At 33.2% G+C, this 23878-nt stretch carries 20 protein-coding genes; 7 read left to right on the top strand and 13 right to left on the bottom strand.

Annotated elements, in window-relative coordinates:
* Window positions 1–154: 154 nt before the first annotated feature.
* Window positions 155–2479: a zinc-dependent metalloprotease gene (locus RH82_RS03490; RefSeq protein ID WP_081979174.1), complete on the top strand. Its 2325-nt coding sequence runs from the start codon at window positions 155–157 to the stop codon at window positions 2477–2479.
* 252 nt (window positions 2480–2731) lie between these two features.
* Here the strand turns inward: RH82_RS03490 and RH82_RS03480 are convergent, their stop codons facing one another.
* Together RH82_RS03480 and RH82_RS03475 are read right to left on the bottom strand one after the other, a co-directional pair.
* A complete protein-coding gene (locus RH82_RS03480) occupies window positions 2732–3682 on the bottom strand; it encodes a phosphoribosylaminoimidazolesuccinocarboxamide synthase (protein WP_034058090.1) in 951 nt (316 codons plus the stop codon).
* 296 nt (window positions 3683–3978) lie between these two features.
* Window positions 3979–4935, bottom strand: a complete 957-nt coding sequence (locus RH82_RS03475) for a PhoH family protein (RefSeq protein WP_034058089.1) — start codon at window positions 4933–4935, stop codon at window positions 3979–3981.
* Between the two features lie 120 nt (window positions 4936–5055).
* Between RH82_RS03475 and RH82_RS03470 the strand changes: the two genes are divergently transcribed.
* The 5 genes from RH82_RS03470 (at window position 5056) to dnaN (ending at window position 10775) form a co-directional block, all read left to right on the top strand.
* Complete coding sequence (locus RH82_RS03470) at window positions 5056–5889, top strand: SAM hydrolase/SAM-dependent halogenase family protein (RefSeq protein ID WP_034058088.1); 834 nt, start codon at window positions 5056–5058, stop codon at window positions 5887–5889.
* A gap of 87 nt (window positions 5890–5976) precedes the next feature.
* Complete coding sequence (locus RH82_RS03465; RefSeq protein WP_034058086.1) at window positions 5977–6276, top strand: putative quinol monooxygenase; 300 nt, start codon at window positions 5977–5979, stop codon at window positions 6274–6276.
* An 11-nt stretch (window positions 6277–6287) separates the two neighbouring features.
* Window positions 6288–7082 carry an SDR family oxidoreductase gene (locus tag RH82_RS03460; RefSeq protein ID WP_034058085.1) on the top strand — a complete coding sequence of 265 codons (795 nt, stop codon included), beginning with the start codon at window positions 6288–6290 and terminating at the stop codon, window positions 7080–7082.
* A 13-nt stretch (window positions 7083–7095) separates the two neighbouring features.
* Window positions 7096–9489, top strand: a complete 2394-nt coding sequence (gldG, locus tag RH82_RS03455) for a gliding motility-associated ABC transporter substrate-binding protein GldG (RefSeq protein WP_034058083.1) — start codon at window positions 7096–7098, stop codon at window positions 9487–9489.
* A gap of 167 nt (window positions 9490–9656) precedes the next feature.
* Window positions 9657–10775, top strand: coding sequence for a DNA polymerase III subunit beta (gene dnaN, locus RH82_RS03450; protein ID WP_034058081.1), 1119 nt, complete (start codon window positions 9657–9659; stop codon window positions 10773–10775).
* A gap of 169 nt (window positions 10776–10944) precedes the next feature.
* Here dnaN and RH82_RS03445 read toward each other — a convergent pair whose 3' ends face one another.
* The 10 genes from RH82_RS03445 to RH82_RS03400 all read right to left on the bottom strand — a co-directional run bounded on the left by RH82_RS03445 (window position 10945) and on the right by RH82_RS03400 (window position 18364).
* Window positions 10945–11214, bottom strand: a complete 270-nt coding sequence (locus tag RH82_RS03445) for a hypothetical protein (protein WP_034058079.1) — start codon at window positions 11212–11214, stop codon at window positions 10945–10947.
* A gap of 12 nt (window positions 11215–11226) precedes the next feature.
* Window positions 11227–11823, bottom strand: a complete 597-nt coding sequence (locus RH82_RS03440; RefSeq protein WP_034058078.1) for a hypothetical protein — start codon at window positions 11821–11823, stop codon at window positions 11227–11229.
* A gap of 9 nt (window positions 11824–11832) precedes the next feature.
* Window positions 11833–12588 (bottom strand): hypothetical protein, encoded by a 756-nt coding sequence (locus RH82_RS03435; protein ID WP_052158194.1) that lies wholly within the window; start codon window positions 12586–12588, stop codon window positions 11833–11835.
* A gap of 373 nt (window positions 12589–12961) precedes the next feature.
* Window positions 12962–13300 carry a DUF4870 domain-containing protein gene (locus RH82_RS03430; RefSeq protein ID WP_034058077.1) on the bottom strand — a complete coding sequence of 113 codons (339 nt, stop codon included), beginning with the start codon at window positions 13298–13300 and terminating at the stop codon, window positions 12962–12964.
* Between the two features lie 233 nt (window positions 13301–13533).
* Window positions 13534–13950, bottom strand: a complete 417-nt coding sequence (locus tag RH82_RS03425; protein WP_034058076.1) for a DUF6691 family protein — start codon at window positions 13948–13950, stop codon at window positions 13534–13536.
* An 88-nt stretch (window positions 13951–14038) separates the two neighbouring features.
* The gene (locus RH82_RS03420; RefSeq protein WP_034058075.1) at window positions 14039–14593 is read right to left on the bottom strand and encodes a YeeE/YedE family protein; all 555 of its coding nucleotides are present in this window, start codon (window positions 14591–14593) and stop codon (window positions 14039–14041) included.
* Window positions 14594–14604: 11 nt separating this feature from the next.
* Complete coding sequence (locus RH82_RS03415) at window positions 14605–16020, bottom strand: MBL fold metallo-hydrolase (protein WP_034058074.1); 1416 nt, start codon at window positions 16018–16020, stop codon at window positions 14605–14607.
* 70 nt (window positions 16021–16090) lie between these two features.
* Entirely contained in the window at window positions 16091–16891 is an 801-nt protein-coding gene (locus RH82_RS03410; RefSeq protein ID WP_034058073.1) for a sulfite exporter TauE/SafE family protein, read from the bottom strand.
* On the bottom strand, window positions 16891–17523 hold the full coding sequence (locus RH82_RS03405; protein WP_034058072.1) for a Crp/Fnr family transcriptional regulator: 633 nt from the start codon (window positions 17521–17523) through the stop codon (window positions 16891–16893). Before RH82_RS03405 ends, RH82_RS03410 begins: the two co-directional genes overlap by 1 nt.
* 64 nt (window positions 17524–17587) lie before the next feature.
* Entirely contained in the window at window positions 17588–18364 is a 777-nt protein-coding gene (locus RH82_RS03400; protein ID WP_034058071.1) for a M90 family metallopeptidase, read from the bottom strand.
* An 86-nt stretch (window positions 18365–18450) separates the two neighbouring features.
* On the opposite strand from RH82_RS03400, the gene RH82_RS03395 reads away from it, so the two are divergent.
* Window positions 18451–19110, top strand: a complete 660-nt coding sequence (locus tag RH82_RS03395) for an HAD family hydrolase (RefSeq protein WP_034058070.1) — start codon at window positions 18451–18453, stop codon at window positions 19108–19110.
* A 176-nt stretch (window positions 19111–19286) separates the two neighbouring features.
* On the opposite strand, the gene RH82_RS03390 is transcribed toward RH82_RS03395, so the two are convergent.
* Window positions 19287–23681 carry a T9SS type A sorting domain-containing protein gene (locus RH82_RS03390; RefSeq protein WP_034058069.1) on the bottom strand — a complete coding sequence of 1465 codons (4395 nt, stop codon included), beginning with the start codon at window positions 23679–23681 and terminating at the stop codon, window positions 19287–19289.
* Window positions 23682–23878 lie beyond the last annotated feature (197 nt).

Below are 23878 nucleotides of genomic sequence, written 5' to 3'. Positions count from 1 at the left end.
AAAAGGAATTAATATGAAAGATAGAAACAACTAATTATTATTTTAAATTCCTATCAAAAAATCTAGCAAATGCTCGAAATAACACAGATATAAGAATGATTATTTCTGTTTTTTTTATATTTTACAAAAAACTTATCATCTTAAAACTACTACAATGATCAAAAAAACTACTTTAAACAAGAAATCCATACTGTTTTGTATGGCATTTGTTACGTGTGTTTTTTCTATAGAAGCCCAAGAACGTTCTTGTGGCATGTTAGAATACATGGAAGAGCAAATGAAAGACCCAGAATATGCTAAGCAGTATAAAACGACTCAAGCAAAATTTAAAGCGCAACTAAATAAAAACCTCAGTGGTAACTTTAAGAGTAGAATGGACCCAATTATTATTCCAGTTGCTGTTCACTATCCTGAAGCTCAAGAATCGGACAGAGCCTGTTTAGAAGCTTTAGCTCAAAATCAAATTGATATTTTAAATGAAGATTTTACAGGAACTAATGCAGATATCTCAGGATGGACTGCAGCGGCATCAAATTATCCTGGAGTAAATACAGGTGCTGCAAATTTATTATTTTGTATTGCTACAACAAATCATCCAACAGGTTTAGATCCTGATATGATTGAAGGTGGTCCAGCAGTTACCATTGGTTATAATTTTGGTAATGGTGGTTCTACTGATGCTGCTTGGGGAGGTTATATGAATTTCTTAGTTAAAGATATTGGTGGAGGTCTATTAGGATTCTCTCCTTTTCCAGGAAGTGTTGCAAATGGAGACTCTGTAACAATGAATTTAGGTGCTTTTGGCTCTGGTGCTGGTTGTCCTAATTCTGGTATTGTACCTGGTGCACCATACGACCTTGGTAGAACTGTAACTCACGAATTGGGTCATTTTTACAACTTAGACCATGTATTTGGCTCTTGTGGTACTGATGATGGTATTGCCGATACTCCAAATCAAGGTAATTCAAATGGTGGGTGTCCAGCAATAGGTAGTCAGCCAGCTTGTAATCCAGCAGAGCAGGAATTATTTCAAAGTTATATGGATTATACAAACGATGCTTGTATGTTTATGTTTAGCGCAGGACAGACAACAGTCGCGGAAGCTTATGTCATGTCTATTGAAAACACATTTAAACCAAATGTTGTACAATGTTCTGCAGCTCCAGATTTCTCTTTAACTACAAACAATTCTGAAGAAAATATTTGTAACCCAACAGATTCTGTAACCTATACTTTAAATTATGTTTCAACAGGAGGAAATACAGATCCTACTAATTTTACTGCAACAAATTTACCCGGAGGAGCAACAGCTTCGTTTAACCCAATGTCATTAAGTTCAGACGGGTCAACGGTACTTACTCTAAGTAATTTAAGTGGTCTTGCTACTGGAAATTATACCATAACGGTTACTGGTACAGGAATTACAACAAACTCTATTTCTGTAGATTTAAATGTTGATGGTACGCTACCAACTATTCCAGCTTTAATAAGTCCTACTGATGGCGCAACCGATACTCCAATTACATTAAATTTAAATTGGAACGCCATTGCAAACGCAACGAGTTATACTGTTGAAATGGCTACTGATGCCGGGTTTGCAGCTAATTATACTTCTAACACGGTTTCGAGTGTTGGATTCGACACTCCTGAATTAACATCTTCAACTCAATATTTTTGGAGAGTAAAATCAATTAACAGTTGTGGTGATTCTGCTTATTCGGGAACAAGAAACTTTACAACAGCAGCAATTGCCTGTGTAGTCTATGATTCTACCGAAAATAATATTAATATCCCAAGTACAGGAAATACAGCGCATGTTATTACTTCTACTATAAGCATTACACAAGACACGTCTATTACAGACTTAAATTCGACTATTAACATCTCACATATTTGGGCTGGAGATATAGAACTCATGTTAACGTCGCCAAATGGAACATCGGTTATTATGCTAATTAATAGTGCCTGTGATGATGGAACAGATGATATTGGTGTAACTTATGATGATCAAGCTTCAGGACCTGTTGTTTGTAGTAATTCTGCACCAGCAGTTGGTGGAACTATCCAACCAGCTAATCCTTTATCTGCTTTTAATGGAGAAAGTTCTTTAGGCGATTGGATATTAACTGCTACAGATGGCTTTCCTTCTGAAGACGGTGGAACATTTTTAAACTACTCTATTGAAATATGTGGTATTACGTCATTAAGTGTTGACGAGTTTAGTTTAGCTAGCTCTTTATCTTTATGGCCAAATCCATCACAAGGTGAAATAAATGTATCCTTTAATACTCAAAATAACGCTGCTATTAATTTTAGTCTTTACGATTTAAGAGGTCGTTTAATTAATAAGCAATCTTTTGAAAACAATTCTGGTGTATTTAATAAAGCATTACAGTTAGGTAACTTAGATAGTTCTGTTTATATTTTAAGTATTGAAAATGCTGGACAAATAATTAATAAACGTATTGTTGTTGAATAAAATATTTAACAAATTATATGTTTTTTTTATAGAAAAAAGGATTCCAATTTTGGAATCCTTTTTTGTTAATATTCATAATGCATTAAAGAAAACTAAATATCTAGAAAAAAATAAGTCACGAAAAGCAATTGGTACAATTGCTATAAAGCTTACTAAAATAAAGCATCAACAGTAGTTACTGTTGATGAATTCAAATAAAAAACCTCACCCATTTTAAACAGGTGAGGTTTTTTATTTAATAAGTATAGATATTTATTTAGCTAAATACGCTTCTACATTGTCTTCAATCCTTTTATCAATATTAGAAACATCTGCCTTAACAAATTTTTCTCCCATAATATTCTCGTATAATTCTATATAACGTTCACTAACAGTAGTAATGTATTCGTCACTCATAAAAGGAACCGTTTGTCCTTCTAAGCCTTGGAAATCATTAGCAATTAACCATTGACGCACAAACTCTTTTGAAAGTTGTTTTTGCTCTTCACCTCTATCTTGACGGTCTTGATAACCATCTGCATAGAAATAACGTGAAGAATCCGGCGTGTGGATTTCATCAATCAATACAATTTTCCCTTCTTTAGTTTTTCCAAATTCGTATTTAGTATCTACTAAAATTAAGCCTCGAGAAGCTGCTATTTCTGTTCCACGTTGAAATAGTTTACGTGTATACTCTTCTAAAACAAGATAATCTACTTCGCTAACTACTCCTTTTTTAATAATGTCTTTGCGAGAAATATCCTCGTCATGGTCTCCCATTTCTGCTTTTGTAGCCGGAGTAATTATTGGCGAAGGAAAAATGTCGTTTTCTTTCATGCCTTCTGGCATTGCTACTCCGCAAAGTAATCGTCTTCCTGCTTTGTATTCTCGTGCTGCATGACCAGACATGTAACCACGAATAACCATTTCAACTTTAAATGGTGTGCATAAATGACCAACTGCAACATTTGGATCTGGTGTGGCTGTTAGCCAATTTGGTACAATATCTTCCGTTTGCGCCATAAATTTTGTGGCAATCTGGTTTAGTATTTGCCCTTTAAACGGAATTCCTTTTGGCATTACCACATCAAAAGCACTAAGCCTATCTGTTGCTACCATTACCAATTCTTTATCGTTGATATTATATACTGCTCTCACTTTTCCTTTATAAACGCTTTTTTGTCCGGTAAAGTTGAAATTTGAATCTGTTATTGTGTTGCTCATTTGTTATTTAGTACTTAGCATTTTGACTGTGCTCAGTGTGACAATAAGTTATGTTAAATTGAAAGTGCAAAAATATTGATAAATTTTAAATTTAATATCATTATAAGGAGAGAAACGACGTGAGAACCTGTTCCTTGTTAATACAATTGTCACATCACAAAAAAGTGATTAGCAATAACGTTTCAATTTAAAATCAATTTTGTTTTTAGTTATGTTGCTTTAGCCCTGATTGAGGCTTTGTTGAAGCTCCTCGTAGAGAGCGACTGCCGAAAGCAGGTTCCTGGCTCCAAAAAAATTTATGCTTCAATATTTTCAATATTTCTATAGGCAGCAATTACAGCCTTAACTAATTTATGTCTCACAACATCTTTATCATCAAGGAAAACCATGCCAATGCCTTCAACATCTTTTAAAACCAATAGCGCTTCTTTAAGACCAGAAACGGTACGACGTGGCAAGTCTATTTGTCCTGGATCACCTGTTAGTAAAAACTTCGCGTTTTTTCCCATACGCGTTAAAAACATTTTCATTTGTGCGTGCGTGGTGTTTTGTCCTTCGTCTAAAATAACAAAAGCATTATCTAAAGTTCGACCACGCATAAAAGCCAAAGGTGCAATTTGAATGGTTCCATTTTCGATGTATTGTGTTAATTTTTCGGGTGCAATCATGTCTCGTAATGCATCGTATAATGGTTGCATGTACGGATCAAGTTTCTCCTTTAAGTCTCCAGGAAGGAAACCTAAATTCTCACCTGCTTCTACTGCTGGTCGCGTTAAAATAATACGCTTTACTTCTTTATTTTTTAATGCTTTTACTGCTAATGCGACTCCTGTATAGGTTTTTCCGGTTCCTGCTGGACCAATAGCAAAAACCATATCGTTTTTACGCATGAGATCTACCAATTTACGCTGATTAGCAGTTTGGGCTTTTATTAATTTCCCATTTACACCATGAACTATTGTTTCTCCACTTTTTGCAGTGGTAGTATAATCGTCGCTCGTACTGCTTGTTAATACGCGCTCGATGGCATTTTCGTCTAATTTTTTGTGTTTAGTAAAATGCTTGAGTAACATTTTGAGTTTTCTATTAAACGCGTCTAAAAGTTCTTCTTCTCCAAAGGCTTTTATTTGATTACCTCTTGCTACAATTTTTAATTTAGGGAAGTGCTTTTTTAATAGTTTAATATTTTCGTTTCCTGGTCCAAAAAATTCTTTTGGAGTGATTTCTTCAAGTAGAATTATTATTTCGTTCAAATGGCAGCTGTTTTAGGTAAATTATTTATTCTATTTCATTAGATTTGTTCCGCGTTACTAACTTAACAAATTGCTGCGTTAATAAAACACAGTTAATTAAAAAACTATCAACAATTATAAATGGCAATCATCACTCTAACAACAGACTTTGGTGAGAAAGATCACTTTGCTGGTGCTACTAAAGGCGCTATTTACAGCGAAATGCCTGAAGTTAAAATTGTTGATATCTCACATTCTGTTTCTCCATTTAACATTCCTGAAGCCGCTTATATTATACAAAATGCATATAGTAGCTTTCCAGATGGCACCATACATATTATTGGTATTGATTCTGAAATTAACGAAGAAAACAAACATATTGTCATTGAATTGGATGGTCATTTTTTTGTGTGTGCTAATAATGGGATTATGAGTATGATTTGTGCAGAAATTTCTCCGAAACAGATTGTAGAAATTAACATTCACGATAAGATTGAAACCAGTTTCCCTGTCCTTGATGTTTTTGTAAAAGTGGCTTGCCACATTGCTCGTGGTGGCACTTTAGGTGTTATAGGCAAAAGTATTAGAACGATTAAACCTATAAAAAACCTAGAACCTTATGTTAACGATGAAAAAACACAAATTATAGGCAGCATTATTTATGTTGATAATTATGGCAATGTGGTCACCAATATAAAAAAATCGTTTTTTGAAACTGTGCAAAAAGGGCGCGCTTTTGAAGTGTCGGCAAGAAACCATAAGTTTAAAAAAATACACGCAAAATATAGTGACATTGTAAATTTTAAAACTGCTGAAGAGTTAAGAAATGACGAAGGTCGTGGATTGGTGGTTTTTAATTCGTCTAACTATTTAGAAATTGCTATTTATAAGGGTAATACGGGTAACGTTGGTGGAGCGAGTAATTTAATGGGCTTGAGACTTAGAGATACCGTTTCTATTAATTTCTTGAAATAAATATCGTAATGAGTGCATTTTAAATACTTTAAAATAATAAATTAAAAGGTCTTAGACTGTACTCAGACTGACAACTAAAATAAAAAAATGTTTGTAAGAATTGTAAAAATGAGTTTTGCTGAAGAAAACATAGAACAATTTCTTGCAAATTTTGAAACGGTAAAAGATAAGATTCGCAATTTTGAAGGTTGCCAGTTTCTTGAATTATATCGTGATAAACACAATACAAATATCTTTTTCACATATTCTTATTGGAACGCCGAAGCCGATTTAAATAATTACAGACATTCTGATTTGTTTAAAGGTATTTGGGCACAAACAAAACCAATGTTTAATGCGAAGCCTGAAGCTTGGAGTGTAGATAAATTGGTGAGTTTGGGATCATAAAGTATTAAACTATGAGTTTTACTAATAAAGTTGTTTGGATAACTGGTGCTTCTTCTGGTATAGGAAAACATTTAGCTATTGAACTCTCGAAACAAGGTGCTAACGTTATTTTATCTTCAAGAAACCTTAAGGCTTTGAAAACGGTAAAGAAGCTCTGTGAAAATTCAGAAAAAGTAAAATTAATCCCTTTAGATTTAGAAGATTATAATAACTTAAAACCAAAAGTGGATAATGCAATTTCATTTTTTGGGAAAATTGATATTTTAGTTAATAATGGAGGTATTAGCCAACGTGAATTAGCAAAAGACACTGCAATTGCTGTCGATAAACGCTTGATAGATATTAATTATTTAGGAACCATCGCTTTAACAAAATTGATGCTACCACATTTTATTAAAAATCAATCTGGTCAAGTTGTAGTAACCACAAGTATCGTTGGTAAAATAGGCACACCGTTGAGATCTAGTTATGCCGCTAGCAAACATGCTTTACATGGTTTTTTTGATAGCTTAAGAGCTGAACTCTATAAGGATAATATCACTGTAACTTTAGTTTGTCCTGGCTTTGTTAATACTAATGTCTCAATCAATGCGTTAACTGGTGATGGCACTGCACAGCAGATTATGGATAAAGCAACAAAAAATGGTATTGCACCAGATTATTTTGCTAAATTAATGGCTAAAGCAATCCTAAAAAAGAGACAAGAAGTCTATATTGCTGGTTTTAAGGAAAAACTTGCCGTTTATACTAAACGGTTTTTTCCTAAAGTTTTATCTAGAATGATAACAAAATTAAGCGTCACATAATACTATATAATTAATGTTTGCACTTTTAAAAAAAGAAATAAATTCCTTTTTCGCATCACCAATTGGATATTTGGTAATAGCGATATTCCTGCTATTAAATGGTCTATTTTTATGGCTGTTCAAAGGTGAATTTAATATTTTGGACTACGGTTTTTCAGATCTTTCTTCATTTTTCCTATTGGCGCCTTGGATTCTTATTTTCCTAATTCCAGCAGTTACTATGCGTAGTTTTAGCGACGAGAAAAAGCAAGGTACTTTAGAGTTGTTATTAACCAAACCCATATCACATTTACAAATTGTACTTGGTAAATATTTAGGTGCCTTTTTACTTATCGTTTTAGCGCTAATACCGACACTACTCTATGTTTACACTGTTAATCAATTAGGGAAACCTATTGGTAATCTAGATGTTGGTAGTACTTTAGGCTCGTATTTTGGATTGTTATTTTTAATAGCAGCCTATACTTCAATTGGAATCTTCTCTTCTACTTTAAGCGATAATCAAATTGTAGCTTTTATAATTGCTGTCTTTTTATGTTTCCTTTTTTATATAGGTTTTGAAGGTTTAGCAGATGCTTTAGGACGTTTCGTAGAACAAATTGGTATGGCTTCACACTATAAAAGTATGAGTCGTGGTGTTTTAGATACGCGAGACATTCTATACTTTTTAAGTGTAACCGTTTTCTTTATATTCCTTACTGTTAAACGTATTAATGCAGAAGGCTCTCAACCTATAAAGTGGCTACATCTTGCTATTCTACCCATACTATTAGTTGTATTTAATGTTACTAGCTCTTCATTATATCAACGTTTCGATTTAACTTCAGATAGTCGTTATACATTAAATGAAGCGTCTTTAAATATTGTTAAAGATGTTGATTCGCCAATTCTAATTGATGTGTTTTTAGAAGGTGACGATTTTCCTGCAGAATATAGAAGACTGCAAACCGAAATAAAGCAGTTACTTGAGGAATTTTCGGCCTATAATGGTAGTATAAAATTCAATTTTATAAATCCTATAGAAGACTTAGCAACTCGCGATCGCAATATTGCTCAGCTTACAGAACGTGGCTTAACACCTATGCAATTAAGTGTTCAAGAAAACGGAACGCAATCGCAACGTGTTATTATTCCTTGGGCTTTGGCGAGTTATAACAATCAAACGGTAGATATTCCTTTAGTTAAATATAAAGTTAATGCCAATCAGCAAGAAACAGTTACTAATTCCGTTCAACATTTAGAATATGCTTTTGCAGATGGTTTAAGTAAATTGGTAAATCCTAAACGTAGAAAAATCGCCATTTTAAAAGGGAATTCTGAATTAGACGATAAATATATATTTGACTTTGTAAAAACCCTTGGTCAATACTATTACATTGCTCCTTTTACTTTGGATAGCGTAGCCACAAACCCTCAAAAAGCATCAAAATCATTAAATACTTACGATTTAATAATTGCTGCAAAACCAACAGAAGCTTTTTCTGAAGAAGAGAAATATGTTCTCGATCAATACACCATGAATGGTGGAAAAAGCATGTGGTTAATAGATAAAATAAACATGGAAAAGGATAGTTTATTTAATCCTGAAGGTAAGAATGTTGCAATACCTCGTGATTTAAACTTAACAAACTTCTTTTTTAAATATGGAGCACGTATTAATCCTTTACTCACAAGTGTTAAGAGTCAGAACATTGGCAGAATCACCTTAGAAACTGGACAAGATGAAAGTTTAAAATTACAACACTTTTTATGGCCTTATTCGCCTTTAGCTTTAAGCGATGTTCAACATCCAATTACTAACAACATAAACTTTGTAAAGTTCGATTTTGCCAACCAAATAGACACACTTAAAAACGATATTAAGAAAACTATTCTACTTAAAAGTGATAAGCCAAGTCGTTTAGAAGGTACGCCTAAAGAAATAAGTTTAAGCTTTGCATTACAAGAGCCCGACTCAAAGCTTTTCACTAAAGACAGACAGAATCTTGCTGTACTGTTAGAAGGTGAATTTACTTCGGTTTATAACAATCGCGTAAAACCGCTTAAGCTTGAAAATGATAAGACAAAAAGTGCTGATACCAAAATGATTATTATCGCCGATGGAGACGTTATTAAAAACGATTTAGATAAGGGCAGACCGACCACTTTGGGCTTCGATAAATGGACTAAAGAAACTTATGGGAACAAGGAATTTTTACTTAATGCAGTGAACTATCTATTGGATGACGACGGACTTATAAACATTCGTAGCAAGGAAGTAAAAGTAGCGTTCTTAGATCAAGCAAAAATTGCAAAAGAGAAAACAAAATGGCAAGTCATAAATATTGTATTACCTTTATTGCTTTTAGGCTTGTTTGGCTTTGTTTTCAACTTTTTAAGAAAGAAAAAATACGCTAAAAAAGTATAAAAAGTGATTCCTTTTTTTATAGATCCCAAAGGAATAAACTGTTAATAAGTTTGTTTCAGATTTTGACTGTTAAACTCTATATTTGTATTAAACTCAGGTTTGTTATTTTTTGATTTAAAATAGCACGCTCAAAATGATAACACAGACCATAATACCATATAAATAAGATGAAATTTATAGTATCAAGCACATATTTACTAAAGCAATTACAAGTATTAGGAGGTGTAATAAACAGCTCTAATACTTTACCCATTTTAGATAATTTTCTTTTCGATATCGATAATAATGCACTCACCGTTTCGGCTAGTGATTTAGAAACGACTATGTCTTCAAAATTAGATATAGAGAGCGATAGCATAGGAAGTGTTGCAATTCCTGCACGTTTATTATTAGATACATTAAAAACGTTTCCTGAACAACCGTTAACGTTTACTGTTGAAGAAAATAACACTGTAGAAATTAGTTCTAATCATGGTAAATACGCTTTAGCTTATGCAGATGGTGCAGAGTTTCCAAAAGCTGTTGCTCTTGAAGATCCTTCAAGTACAACAATAGCTGGAGATATTTTAGCAACGGCTATCAGCAAAACCATTTTCGCTGCTGGAAACGATGATTTAAGACCAGTAATGAGTGGTGTTTTCTTTCAGTTTTCGACGGATAACTTAACGTTTGTGGCTACTGATGCTCATAAACTTGTAAAGTATACACGTGAAGATGTTTCTGCTTCTCAAGTTGCAGAATTTATAATGCCGAAAAAACCTTTAACGTTATTAAAAGGGATTTTATCTGCAAGCGAAGAAAATGTAACTATAGACTATAACGATTCTAACGCTAAATTCACTTTTGAGAATACTGTTTTAATTTGTCGTTTAATTGATGGAAAATATCCTAATTACGAAGCGGTAATCCCAAAAGAAAATCCGAATAAATTAACTATCGATCGTACACAGTTTTTAAACTCTGTAAAGCGTGTTAGTATTTTCTCAAATAAAACTACACACCAAATTCGTTTAAAAATTGCTGGTGCAGAACTTAATATATCTGCAGAGGATATTGATTACTCTAATAAAGCCGAAGAGCGTTTAACTTGTGATTATCAAGGTGATGATATGCAAATTGGCTTTAACTCACGTTTTTTAAGTGAAATGCTTAATAACTTGAATGCTTCAGAGGTTCAACTTGAAATGAGTATGCCAAACAGAGCTGGGATTTTAACTCCAGTTGATGGATTAGATGAAGGTGAATATGTAACAATGCTTGTTATGCCAGTGATGTTGAACAACTAAGACAGTCCTGCGAAAGCATGAATCTCATGAGTATTACAAAATTACAAATGGATTCCTTTGCCTCACAGGAATGACAAAAATAATAAATTAAAAAGCGCAATCTTATAAGGTTGCGCTTTTTAATTTAAACTTTAGGCGAGATTAATACTCATTGACTAGCAATAAATAATTATACGACTTTAGATACTATCCGTATTAAAAAACCAACTCCATTATTAATATTTGCAATAGCTGTTGCTTTTTGACAGTTTGAAGATGTTGCTGCATTTATTTCTTGTAAAACCTTAATTGCATTTGCATTACTAATATTACTTTCTGCAATAAAAGCATCAATTTCTGTAACTTTTAAACTTGTTAAACTTGCCATTTGTGTATTAAGCTCTGCATCTGTTTGAGATGCTGCTTTTTCGGCTAAATCACTCCAATCTATATCTGCCATAATTCTATTGTTTTAATTATTTTTTAAAATATTTTTCACCTCTAATAGTTTACCCATATCTGAGCCAGATTTTTGTAAAAAACCATCTATTGCGCTTTCTACCTTTTTAACATCTACAGAATCTCCTGTTAATCTTTGTATTGAAGCTAAAGCATCACTTTCTGCTGTTTTCAACTTTACCGCAGAGTTTATTAAACCCTGTAAAGCAATAGTCGATTTATTATAATTTGAATAATTAGTATTAAGGCCAGTGATTATTTGTTCTTGTTGAGTACTTAAAACACTTTGCAAAGAATCCTTTTTACGATTTATTACTGGTATAATACTTTTCATAATATTAGGAAGTTCTTTTTTATAATCTAAACTGTCCGGCAATAATGCATCGTACTTTTTTATAATAGTCGGCGTATACTCATTAGTAATAAACGAATTTATAACTTGTTTGCGTTCTTCGAAAAGTTGGTTTACCAAAATAATATTTAATTGGTGCATTTCATCTGCTTCTTTAATAACTTCTTGAGTTAAGATTGCAGTAGAAGAAGGAATAGTAGCACAGCCAAAAACAAGAAAACTACACACAGATAAGATAATATATATTCGATTTTTCATAATTAGTTATTAAGATTTTGTTGGAATAAAAATGGATTTAATTCTATCTATAAGTCCTTGAAGAATAGTGAAAATTGCATCGGAAGAAAAACCTCCAATTAAAGCGAGTACACTTTTATTAAATAGATTGATTTTTTCAGGGTCAGTTAAATAAAGTGACAATATTTCGGCTAAAATTAATCCCGCAATAATACCCAGTACAATTTGTGCCATATACTCTATTGATTCTTCTGGAAGTAAAACTCCTTTTTTTACAGACGTACTAACATTTTTTAGCAAATAAAACAAGACTCCTAAGCCAGATACCGAGGCTAGATAACCAAGATTTAAGAGTAATGGCAAACCATGATTATCCATGATTCCTTTGTCTAAAGAATCATTATTTACGTTTGGAGATAGGCCCGTTATAATAAAAATACCCAAAAAAATAATTGCTAAAATTATTAAGTTTCTAACTAATGGTAGTTTATTTAAAACAGATTTGTTTTTACCTTCAAGGTGTAATTTTTTAGTAAACTTTATAGATTTAGGTGTTGCTGGTGCTACATTTTTACACAGCAAGTTATGAGCGTGAATTAAATTATCCACAGTGCTATTTTGTATTAATGCATTTACATCTGTGTTTATTGTTATTCCGTTAAATATGGCAAAGGATAACATATTGTTAATCTCTTCACTTAGTTCATCAATAATCGCATTAGATATTCCTCTTTTAGGTGTTTTTAAATCTTTAGGAACAGAACCTATTACCGTTTTAGTTGTCATACACTACCATTTATTTTCAGATATAAAAATAATATTAATGGCAATATTAAAATAGCGTAGAAATACCCATTTTAAAATACAGAACAAATACCTATTACGATATAGACTCGCTGGATAACTTTACTAAATGAATTTAAAATGCATTTCCTATAAATACAAAAGCGCAACCTTTTCAGGTTGCGCTTTCTTTATCTTAAAATAAAATTTAACTAACTAACAAGATTATAAGATAAAGGTATTTTATATTCTACTAATACTTTCGGTAGATTCTCTTTGTTAAAGTCTTTAATCAATAATTGATGCAAAGAGTACCAAAGACACAGCAATAGAAATCCAAAAACTAATCCTAGTTTAAAAATTGTTTTTAACGTCTCTAGTTTATAAAATTATAACTAAAAGGGTACGTTGGGTTTTCACCATTATTAGCTTTTATAGCGTTAATTATTGGGAATAATATAGAGATAATGCCTAAAATAATAAATCCTAAAAATCCGAGTCCAAAAAATAATATTAATGGTATACAGATTATAAAGTTTACAATTAAACTTAATTGAAAATTAATAATTTTCTTTCCTTGTTCGTCTATTTGATAATTCTCGTCCTTTTTAGTAAACCAAATTACTAAAGGGACTATAAGTCCTCCAAAACCTGTTATTGCTGTTAATAATTGACTTAAGTGAGTAAATACTAATAATTGTCTATCTTCCTTCATGGTTATTTGATTTTTGGTTTACTGAAAAGCATTCAGCACCATTGATTGCTACTTATATGACGAAGAATCTTTTAAAATGTTACAGAAAACCGAAGTTATTATTTTAGAACATATTTACATTAGGCCTAAAAAGGTAATCCCTATTTTCATAAACCTCGAAAGGTTTAAAAAAAATACAGCATAAAACCGCAAGACTTAAAAACTAGCAGAATTACAAACTAAAAATATTTTTCTTAATGCGGTAACTTATCTTTCAAGATACCAAAAACAAAAGTCCCTAAAAGTGCGCCAAGAATAAGCACTATAATACTAGGTAACATTGTTCCTATTAACACAAACATTGGTCCAGGACAAGCGCCTGCAAGTGCCCAACCTAATCCAAAGATGATTCCACCTAAAATGTATCTTGTAAAACCTTTTTCTTTAGGCATAATGTTAATTTCTTTTCCCCAAAAACCTTTAGCTTGACTGTGTTTTAAATATTTCACTATTATTATACCTAAGGCAATGGCAGAGCCTATAATACCGTACATGTGGAAGCTTTTAAATTGAAACATTTCGTAGATACGAAACCATGAAGCGACTTCCGATTTAATAAATAATATTCCTAAAAATAAACCGATACCAAAAAATGATAAAAAACTTTTCATTTGTTATGTTTTATTGTTTTTCAAGGTTTAATGTATTTTCATTTAACCTTTTGTTTAAAATCAAGCTTATTTATAAGCTCGGTTGCTATTAAAAAATTAAAGGAAATATTAAATGAACCATTACTAAACCCCCAATAAAAAAGCCAATAATTGCAATTAAAGATGGAATTTGTAAATTACTTAATCCAGAAATGGCATGACCAGAAGTACATCCTCCTGCATATCGAGAACCAAAACCAACAAGAAACCCACCAATTAATATAATTGCAAAACCTTTAATTGATAATACACTTTCGAGACTAAATAACTCTGTTGGTAAAAAGGCTGTATTTGTACTATTAATTCCGAGTTCTTGAAGTTGTATAACAACGTCTTGATTTATTTGTGGCGCTGTTGGAGATAAAAACTGTAACGCTATAAATCCACCAAAAATTACGCCTAGCACGACATACAAATTCCAAACGTCTTTTTTCCAATCGAACTTAAAAAAATCAACAAATTTTCCTGCGCCACCAATTGAACACATTGTTCTTAAATTAGAAGACATTCCAAATTTCTTACCCATTTTTATGAGTAAAAACATTGTTAATGCAATTAGTGGTCCAGCCACATACCATGGCCAAGTCTTGTAAATTAAATCCATATATAGTAATGTTATTTTTTTAGAGTCGTTGGGCAAACAAAATCTGACACTGGAATACCTACTTTCTTTATGGCGTCCATTCCTCCTGCAATATCAATTAAATTATGAATCCCTCTACTTTTTAAAATTGAGGCTGCAATTACAGAACGGTAACCTCCTGCACAATGCACGTAAAAGGGCTTGTTGTCTGGGAATTCTTCTAAATACGCATTTAAATCACCTAAAGGTGTGAAATTTGCGTTTTCAATATGTCCTGCAATAAACTCACCTTCTTTTCTTACATCGAAAACTGGAATACTATCTTTTTCTAATCTCGACTTGAATTCTTCGACTGAAATAGACGTTAGAGTATCTGTTTCTTTTCCTGCTGCTTTCCATGCCTCTATACCTCCTTCTAAATACCCTAAAGTATTATCAAAACCTACACGAGATAATCTTGTAATAGCTTCTTCTTCACTCCCTTTATCTACTACTAATAATAGCGGTTGCTTTACGTCTGCAATTAAAGCACCAACCCAAGGTGCAAAACCACCTTTTAAGCCTATAAATATAGAACGCGGAATATGACTTTTTATAAATTCAGATTGATTACGAACATCTAAAACAAGTGCTTCAGTTTCGTTAGCAGCAGTTTCAAATGCTTCGGGAGAGAATGCTTTAGAGGCTTTCTCAATCACTTTGTCAATATCTTCGTAACCTTCCTTATTCATTTTTACATTTAAAGGAAAATATTTTGGAGGCGGTAATAAATCTTGGGTTAGTTCTTTAATAAACTCGGCTTTAGTCATATCTGCACGTAAAGCATAATTCATCTTTTTTTGGTTCCCTAAAGTGTCCACAGTTTCTTTCATCATATTCTTTCCACAAGCAGAACCCGCTCCATGTCCAGGATATATAATAACATCGTCTGCAAGAGGCATGATTTTATTTCGAAGGCTATCAAAAGATAAACCTGCAAGTTCTTCCATAGTCATGCTTGCGGCTTTTTGTGCTAAATCTGGACGACCAACATCACCTAAAAACAAAGTATCACCACTAAAAATAGCATGATTTCTACCGTTTTCGTCTTTTAGTAAATAAGACGTGCTTTCCATGGTGTGACCAGGAGTATGCAAGGCTGTTATTGTAATTTTACCCAGCTTAAATTCTTGATTATCTTCAGCTATAATAGCATTAAAAGAAGGATTTGCTGTAGGTCCAAATATAATTGGAGCTCCAGTTTGTTTAGATAATGTTACATGTCCAGAAACGAAATCTGCATGGAAATGTGTTTCGAAGATGTACTTAATTTTAGCATTATTGTCTTCCGCTTTAGCGATATAACCTTTTACTTCTCTTAAGGGATCAATAATAGCAACTTCACCTTCGCTTTCTATGTAATATGCACCTTGTGCCAGGCAACCTGTATATATTTGTTCAATCTTCATGATACTATTTTTAATTTTTAAAATAATGTAATTATATATTAAATGCGTAACGTAAGTTACGTAATCTATCTTACTTTGTGAGCTCCTTAATTATTATGTAAACTCCCATAACAAGCACAAACCATCCAAAATATTTTTTTAATTTTTTACCTTCTATAAAATTAGAAAGGTAAATGCCTAAAAATATACCGACTACAGAAATTGCTGTAAAACTGAGTAAAAATACCCAATCTATAGTTATTGTTTCTACGTCACCAATGAAACCTATTAAAGATTTAATTGCAATAATTAATAGCGAAGTGGCAACCGCTTTTTTCATTGGAAGTTTTGCTAATAAAACCAATGCTGGAATAATTAAGAACCCACCACCTGCTCCAACGATTCCTGTTAAGATTCCAACTATTGCGCCTTCGGCAATTATTAATGGATAATTATATTCTATGGCTGTAACTTCGGATGTTTCTTTACGGTTACTTCTAATCATAGCTACGGCAGCGACTAACATAATTAGAGCAAAGAACAGCATAATTGCTATATTTTTGGTTAAAACAAAGCTTCCCATGGTTACTATGTTATCAGGAATAGCAGGCACTATAAATTTTCTTGTTGAGTACACAGCAATAAAAGCTGGTGTCGCAAAAACAATAGCTGTTCTAAAATCTACTAGTCCTTTTTTAATATTTCTAATGGCACCAAATAGAGAAGAAACACCAACAACAAACAAAGAGTAAGCAGTAGCTGTAACTGGGTTAAGAAACATGAGATACACAAGAATTGGAACCGTTAAAATAGATCCGCCTCCACCAATTAAACCTAGAACAACACCAATAAGTAATGCACCGAAATAGCCTAAAATCTCTTGGAATGCCATTATAAATCTAAAATTTTAATACTATTTCTATTGAGAATTATTCTACCATTAATCTCTAATTTTTTTAAGAGTCTGGAAATGACCACTCTTGAGGTATGCAAATCGTTAGCAATTTCTTGATGAGTTACATTAATAACTTCGTTATGGTTAACCATTGCTTTATCTTTTATATATTTAAACAAACGTTCGTCCATTTTTAAAAAGGCGATGGTGTCTACCGCTTCTAGAAGTTCCGTCATGCGATTATGGTAACTTTGTAAAATAAAGTGTTGCCATGTTTTGTATTTACCAAGCCAAGATTCCATTTTTTCAACAGGAATCATTATTAACTTTGTATCTGTTTCTGCAACCGCTCTAATTTCACTTTTTGCTCTGCCTATACAACAAGATAAAGTCATTGCGCAAGTATCGCCTTGTTCTATAAAATAGAGCACTAATTCGTCTCCTTTTTCGTCTTCTCTAAGAATTTTTATTGCACCTTCAACCAATAAAGGCATCGATTTTATATAGTCTCCAATATCAATAAGGCTTGTACCTTCTGGGATTTCTTTATAAATACCTATTTGGCTAATTTCTTGAATTAATTCGTCTTCAAATAAATAACCATAGTGTTCTGTAAGTGCTTTTAACATAAGGCGTTTTTACTACTGCAAATTTAATGTTTTCTGTTTTGTTTATATATGAACACTATAAATTTTAACTATTGTTTTTGGGATACTGAAAACATAGCGACAACATTTTGTATAATTCTGGTTGTTTTTGTTTGAATAATTTTGGTCTTTCAAAGAAATATTCTGAAGCTACAGCAAAAAATTCTGCTTGACTTGTACCTCCATATTGTCTAATATCTGATGCATCGTTATTAATAGCTTCCATTTCTTTATGCATTAACTCGAGCCAAGGTTCAATATATTCTTTCCCAATAAAAAACTCTGGAACGCCGTCTATTTGCCCATCCATTTTATCTAGTAAATGTACAAATTCGTGAACTGGCGTGTTGTGTTTATCCGTTTTGTTATTAAAAGCTTTCCTAATTGCTTTTTTAGAGAGCATCATTTGTTTCTCGAAACGACCTGTACCAATAATACCAAGGATTCGCTTGTTTGTATCTTTATCAGAAAATTGTAAGTTTTCATTAAAACTATCTGGATAAACAATGACACCAGTTAAGTTATTATAGCTCCAATTAGGGAAACTAAATACGGGAATAACAGCGCTAGAAGCAATTAATATTTTATCTAGTTCTTCGATTTCTGTATTAACACCATCTATATTAATTTCACTTAAAAAAAGCATCATTCTTTTTCTAAATACAGCCTGATTTTCCGTCGAGAGATTTTTATAAAACAGTACGTTTTTAATTAATATATCATGCCAATGCTTTGGTACAACTTTAATCTTTTTAGGTTTTATTATATAAAAAGCATAGCATACAAAGATTAAAAGTGTTATAAAAATAAGGATGTAGATCATGTTATTGAATTGTACTTGCAAAATATTCTAATTTTTAGAGAGAAAAAAATATATGTGATATACTTATCTTCGTAAAAAAAACAAGAATGTTAAAAGCAGTATTATTCGATATGGATGGCGTTATTGTAGATACAGAACCGCTACATAAAAAGGCTTATTTTTTAATGTTTGATGCCTTTAATATTGAAGTTACAAATGCCTTATATGAATCTTTTACTGGACAATCGACTATTAATGTTTGCAGAAAGCTATGCGACATTTTTAAATTAGAAGCTACTCCTGAAGCATTAATGCATAGTAAACGTAAAATATTTACTAACCTATTCCATAGCGATCCTAGCTTGAAGCTTATTGATGGCGTTTTAGAATTAATAAAGGATTACAGCAGCAATGGATTAACGCTAGTACTCGCCTCTTCTGCCTCTATGCTTACCATAAACAATGTTTTTACGCGTTTTGAACTAGATCACTATTTTATAAATAAAATTAGTGGCGCAGATTTAAAAGCCTCTAAACCTCATCCTGAAATTTTTGAAAAAGCAGCGAAACTTTCAGGATTTTCTAGAACAGAATGCATGGTTATTGAAGATTCTACAAATGGGATTAAAGCTGCAAATGCTGCAGGTGTTTTTTGTGTAGGATTTGATAGTCATCACTCAAAAAACCAAGATTATAGTTTAGCCGATTTAGTTATAGATGATTTTGAAAAAATAAGTTATAAAAAAATAAAAACATCGTTTCATTAAACACCAGTTCTTATTTCTACAGTGTTTTCAATTGAAATTTATAAGTACATTTTTAAATAGTAAAACTATTTACTATTGTTTAGCCTATTATAAAGCAACAAAAAGCCACTCTATCTAGAGTGGCTTTTTTATGTTTGTATTATAAGTTCTTAAGAAAAACACTACATAAACTAGTCTTAATTTTTAATAACTCTTACTGTTTCTACTGTTGCTCCAATTGTTACTTGTACAAAGTAAGGGCCAGATTGTAAGTTAGACATGTCTACGTCGTTAGACACAGCATTTGGTGTCGTTTTAATAACTTCTTGTCCTAACATATTAAATACAATTACATTAGTAATCGCTTGTTGCGCGTTTAATGTTAATGTATTCTTCACTGGGTTTGGATAATAAGAAAACCCTAATTCATTATTGAAATCTTGAGTTGATAATGATGCCTCTGAAAGTGTTGCTGTAAATAGGCCTGCTACTTTAGCAAAACCTGAGTTATAGACACGTACATAATACGTGTTTCCTGACATTAAAGTTGGAGACTGCCCTCCATTTGTTAAACAAGCCACTTCGTTTCCACCACACCCATCGTAAATAGCTACAAAATCTGCGGTTGTTGATAATGAAACTGTTGTACTTAAAGGTGCTACAAAAGAATACCAAACATCTTGATTTCCACCAGACATACTACATGCAGCATTAGTAATACCAGAATCTGTTGCGTTTGTTGTGTCTCCCGAAAATTCTGCACCTAGCATAATAGCTGTTGCATCTGCACAATCATCGTTTGCAGGTGCAGGTGGACTACATGTTACTGAAGCTTCCCAACCATCTCTTTGTTCAGAACCATCAGATGTAAATACAAATGTTAAAGCTCCAGAAGGGTGAGTAGATGTAATCATCATACCTTGTAAATCTCCTGATCCATCCGCAGGAAAATCATCTCTATCCCAACACCATATTGTTCCACCAGCTGGAGGATTAATTGTAGTTGCTGTAGCATCTGGACCATCATGAATAGTTAATCCATCATAACAACTTGATCCAACATTTTCTGTACTAAAAGCTGTAAAATCTACAGTTACTATACCACCCATTATATCTGGAGTAATGGTGTAAGTAATATTCTCACTTGCAGAATAATCTCCACTAACTCCACCTGAATCTAAAAATAACCCGTTAGAACACGTTGGTGGAACAGCAACATAAGGTGTGGCAAAAGCAAGAGGTCCTGCCCAAGCAGAAGTTCCATCTTCTACACCACAATCTGCTTGTATATAAAATTCGTAATTATTATCAGCAACTAAACCTGTTGCAGCATAAGGACTCATAACTCCCGTGGCTGTTGCTGTACCTGTAGCTGTTCCTCCAGCAGTTATATTTACTAATTCGATATTCCATACAGTAGCAGCTCCGTCCTCTATCCAACCTAAATTGGTAGTTGTATCTGTTATCGTTGAAGTAAATAATCCACTAGGAATAGGACAAAGTCCAAGCGTACTACATGTTACTGAAGCTTCCCAACCATCTCTTTGTGCACCACCATCAGATGTAAATACAAATGTTAAAGCTCCAGAAGGGTGAGTAGATGTAATCATCTTACCTTGTAAATCTCCAGTACCCTGTGCTGGATTATAATTTCTATCCCAACACCATATTGATCCTCCAGCTGGAGGATCAAATGTAGGCGCTGTAGCATCTGGACCGTTATATATGGTTAAACCATCAAAACAACCAGATGCACTATTCTCTGTACTAAAAGCTGTAAAATTTACAGTAACGGCGTTACCCATTACATCTGGCATAATTGTATATGTAATATTTTCATTATTAGTATAATCTCCACCAGGTCCACCAGAATCTATGAAAGTTCCACTTGCACAATCTGGTGCTACAGCAACATAATATGGGGCAAAAGCAAAAGGTCCTACCCAAGCAGAAGTGCCATCTACTCCACAATCTGCTTGTACGTAATATTGGTAAGTATTATCACCAACTAAACTAGTAGCGCTATATGGGTTTGCAACTCCAGTAGCTGTAGGCACACCTGTTGCTGCTCCCATTCCAGTAACATCTACTAACTCAATATTCCAAACTGTTGCAGCTCCATTTTCTGTCCAACCTAAATCTGCAGTTGTCTCCGTCACTATTGTAGCTGTTAAAGCAGTTGGTAAAGGACATGCTGGAAGTTCTGTAAAAGAGACGTTATCTATTGATATATCTCCTCTAAATGAACCTGCACTTGTTGCTCTAAATGTTACTGATATTGTTTGACCCGCATAGGCTGATAAATCTATCTCTGCTAAACCCCATGCCGTTATTTCGCTAGCTTGTTGCTCTCCAGATAAAGTCCAAACGTTTGTAGTGCCGTTTACCAAAATCTCTAGAGTTCCTATTTGATTACCTAACATGTGATAGTTAAATATTATTGCTGGCGCATTTAAAGCTGTTAAATCTACTAAAGGCGATACTAAATCTGTTACATCACCACTTGCTCCACCCGAAGCCTCTGTATAGAAATAATTTCCTGTTGTAATTGTTGGACTTGGCCCTGTATTATCTGAACCTGTATCTGTTCCTGGAGCAGATTTCCAATAATATGCACCACCAGTTCCTGCCCAACAATTTCCAGAAACAAAAGCAGAGTTTCCAGTAGTAAAAGTTTCAAAATCTTCTGAGTATGGAGCAATAGATACACAGTTTGCTGTAAAAGCAAAGGGTCCAATCCATGCTGAAGTACCATTTGCTGCACAATCTGATTGCACGTAAAATTCGTAATCATAAGTAGGTGTTAATCCCGTTAGGTTAAATGGATTTGAAACTCCAGAGGAAGTTGCGGTACCAGTAGGTATTCCAGAAGCAGTAATATCTACTAATTCTATATTCCAAACTGTTGCAGTTCCGTTTTCTGTCCAATCTAAATCGGCAGTCGTACCCGTTATCGTTGAAGCATTTAATCCTGATGGTGTATTACATGTATCTAATGTTGTAAACGCAAATGGTCCATTCCAACCGGAAGTTAAGCCACCAACACCACAATCTGCTCTTACATAAAAAGCATAATCATTGTTTACAATAAGTCCCGTCGCAGCATAAGGGTTTGCTACTCCTGTTGCTGTTGCTGTTCCAGTTGCTACTCCCATTGCTGTAACATCTACAAGTTCTATATCCCATAAAGCAGCAGTTCCGTTTTCCGTCCATGCTAAATCTGCTGTTGTATCTGTAATCATTGTTGCTGTTAAAGCATTTGGCACTGGACACAGCGGAATCCCATCAAAAGTTACATCATCAATTGCAACATCATCATAATGATTTCCTGAATCTGCTACTGAAAAACGTGCTCGTGCATCTCCCGTAAATGTCAATGCACTTAAGTCTATTATTTCTTGCGTCCATCCTGCAGTATTTGTGTTATATGTTCCAACTGTATTCCATGCTGCACCATCATATACAGAAACTGTAAGTGTTGCATTTTGAAAGCCTTCATTATCTCTAATTTGATAGAATGATAAGGTTAGTGAAGTTAAACCTGAAACATCAACTAAAGCAGAATTTAATTCTGCATTAGCGGCATCTGGTGAACTATCATCTACCCAAGCAAAGTATCCACCAGAAGCACTAGTTCCTGTTATTGTTCCAAAGTTTCCTACATTAGTACCTTCTGCAGTGTTAGTAAATCTCCAATATTCATCTCCACCTAGATCCCAACATGCTGGTAATACACCTCCTTCAAAATCTTGAGTATATGGTGCAGTTGCACATGTAATAGTTGTAAAAGAATATTCTGTACATCCTTGAGCAGAACCATTAGTATTAAATGGCACAATATTTACAAAATATAAAGTCCCGGAAGCTAAAGTTCCAACAGATACACTATTTTCATTCCCTAAAGTTTCAGAATAAATATCTGAAGCTCCGCTAGTTGTACCAACAGTTACATTATAACCTGTAATTCCTCCTGATGCATTACTCCAAACTAGTAATCCAGAGATAGGTACATCTGTAGCACCATTAGTAGGAGAAGCTAATCCTGAACCACAATTTGGAGGCGTTGTTGTTACTTGTTGAGCAATAAAATTATCTATGACAAAATAAAAACTTCCAATTGCCCTAGTAACCGAAACTCGCAGCTTAACATCTGATCCCATTGCTAAATTAGCTCCAGGAACTGTAGTAGATATTGTTGCACATGTATTAGCAACAACATGATTGGAATTATCTATTGTAAATGCAGTAATCCAATTACTTCCATTATCTGTAGAGTATTCTAATACTGCAGTTCCCCATCCAGCAGGTGTTGCAGCTCCTGCAAAACCAGATATAACCTTATAGTCAAATGAAAGTGATAAATCTGTTCCATTAGATGCACCAACTTGATTAGGAGAGGTTAGATTACCTGTTAAAGTTGAAAAGGAATAATAATCTGCATAAGAACGTCCTGAACAAGCTTGAACATCTCTGTAAGTGAAAGTGCCAGTCCAATCTAAAGGAGTAAAATAAAAATTTTCGTTAATTGATACTTGTGCGAAAGTGAAAACAGCAGAAAACATCATTAAGAATAATAGCGTAATTTTTCTCATAATAAATTGTTTTTTTTATGTGATTAATAGAATTACAAATATATACTTTAATGAGTTATTGTAATTTAGGCTTTAGCAAGATAAAATAATGTATTCCATGTATAAAAAAACGACAGTAAACTGACTACTTATTATCCATAAAAAAAGCCACTCTTTTCAGAGTGGCTTTTAAATTATTTATGTTGTACTAAACTTTA

It is taken from the genome of Lacinutrix jangbogonensis (assembly GCF_000797445.1).
Lineage (GTDB): Bacteria > Bacteroidota > Bacteroidia > Flavobacteriales > Flavobacteriaceae > Lacinutrix > Lacinutrix jangbogonensis.
This window is presented reverse-complemented; position numbering and strand designations above follow the sequence as displayed.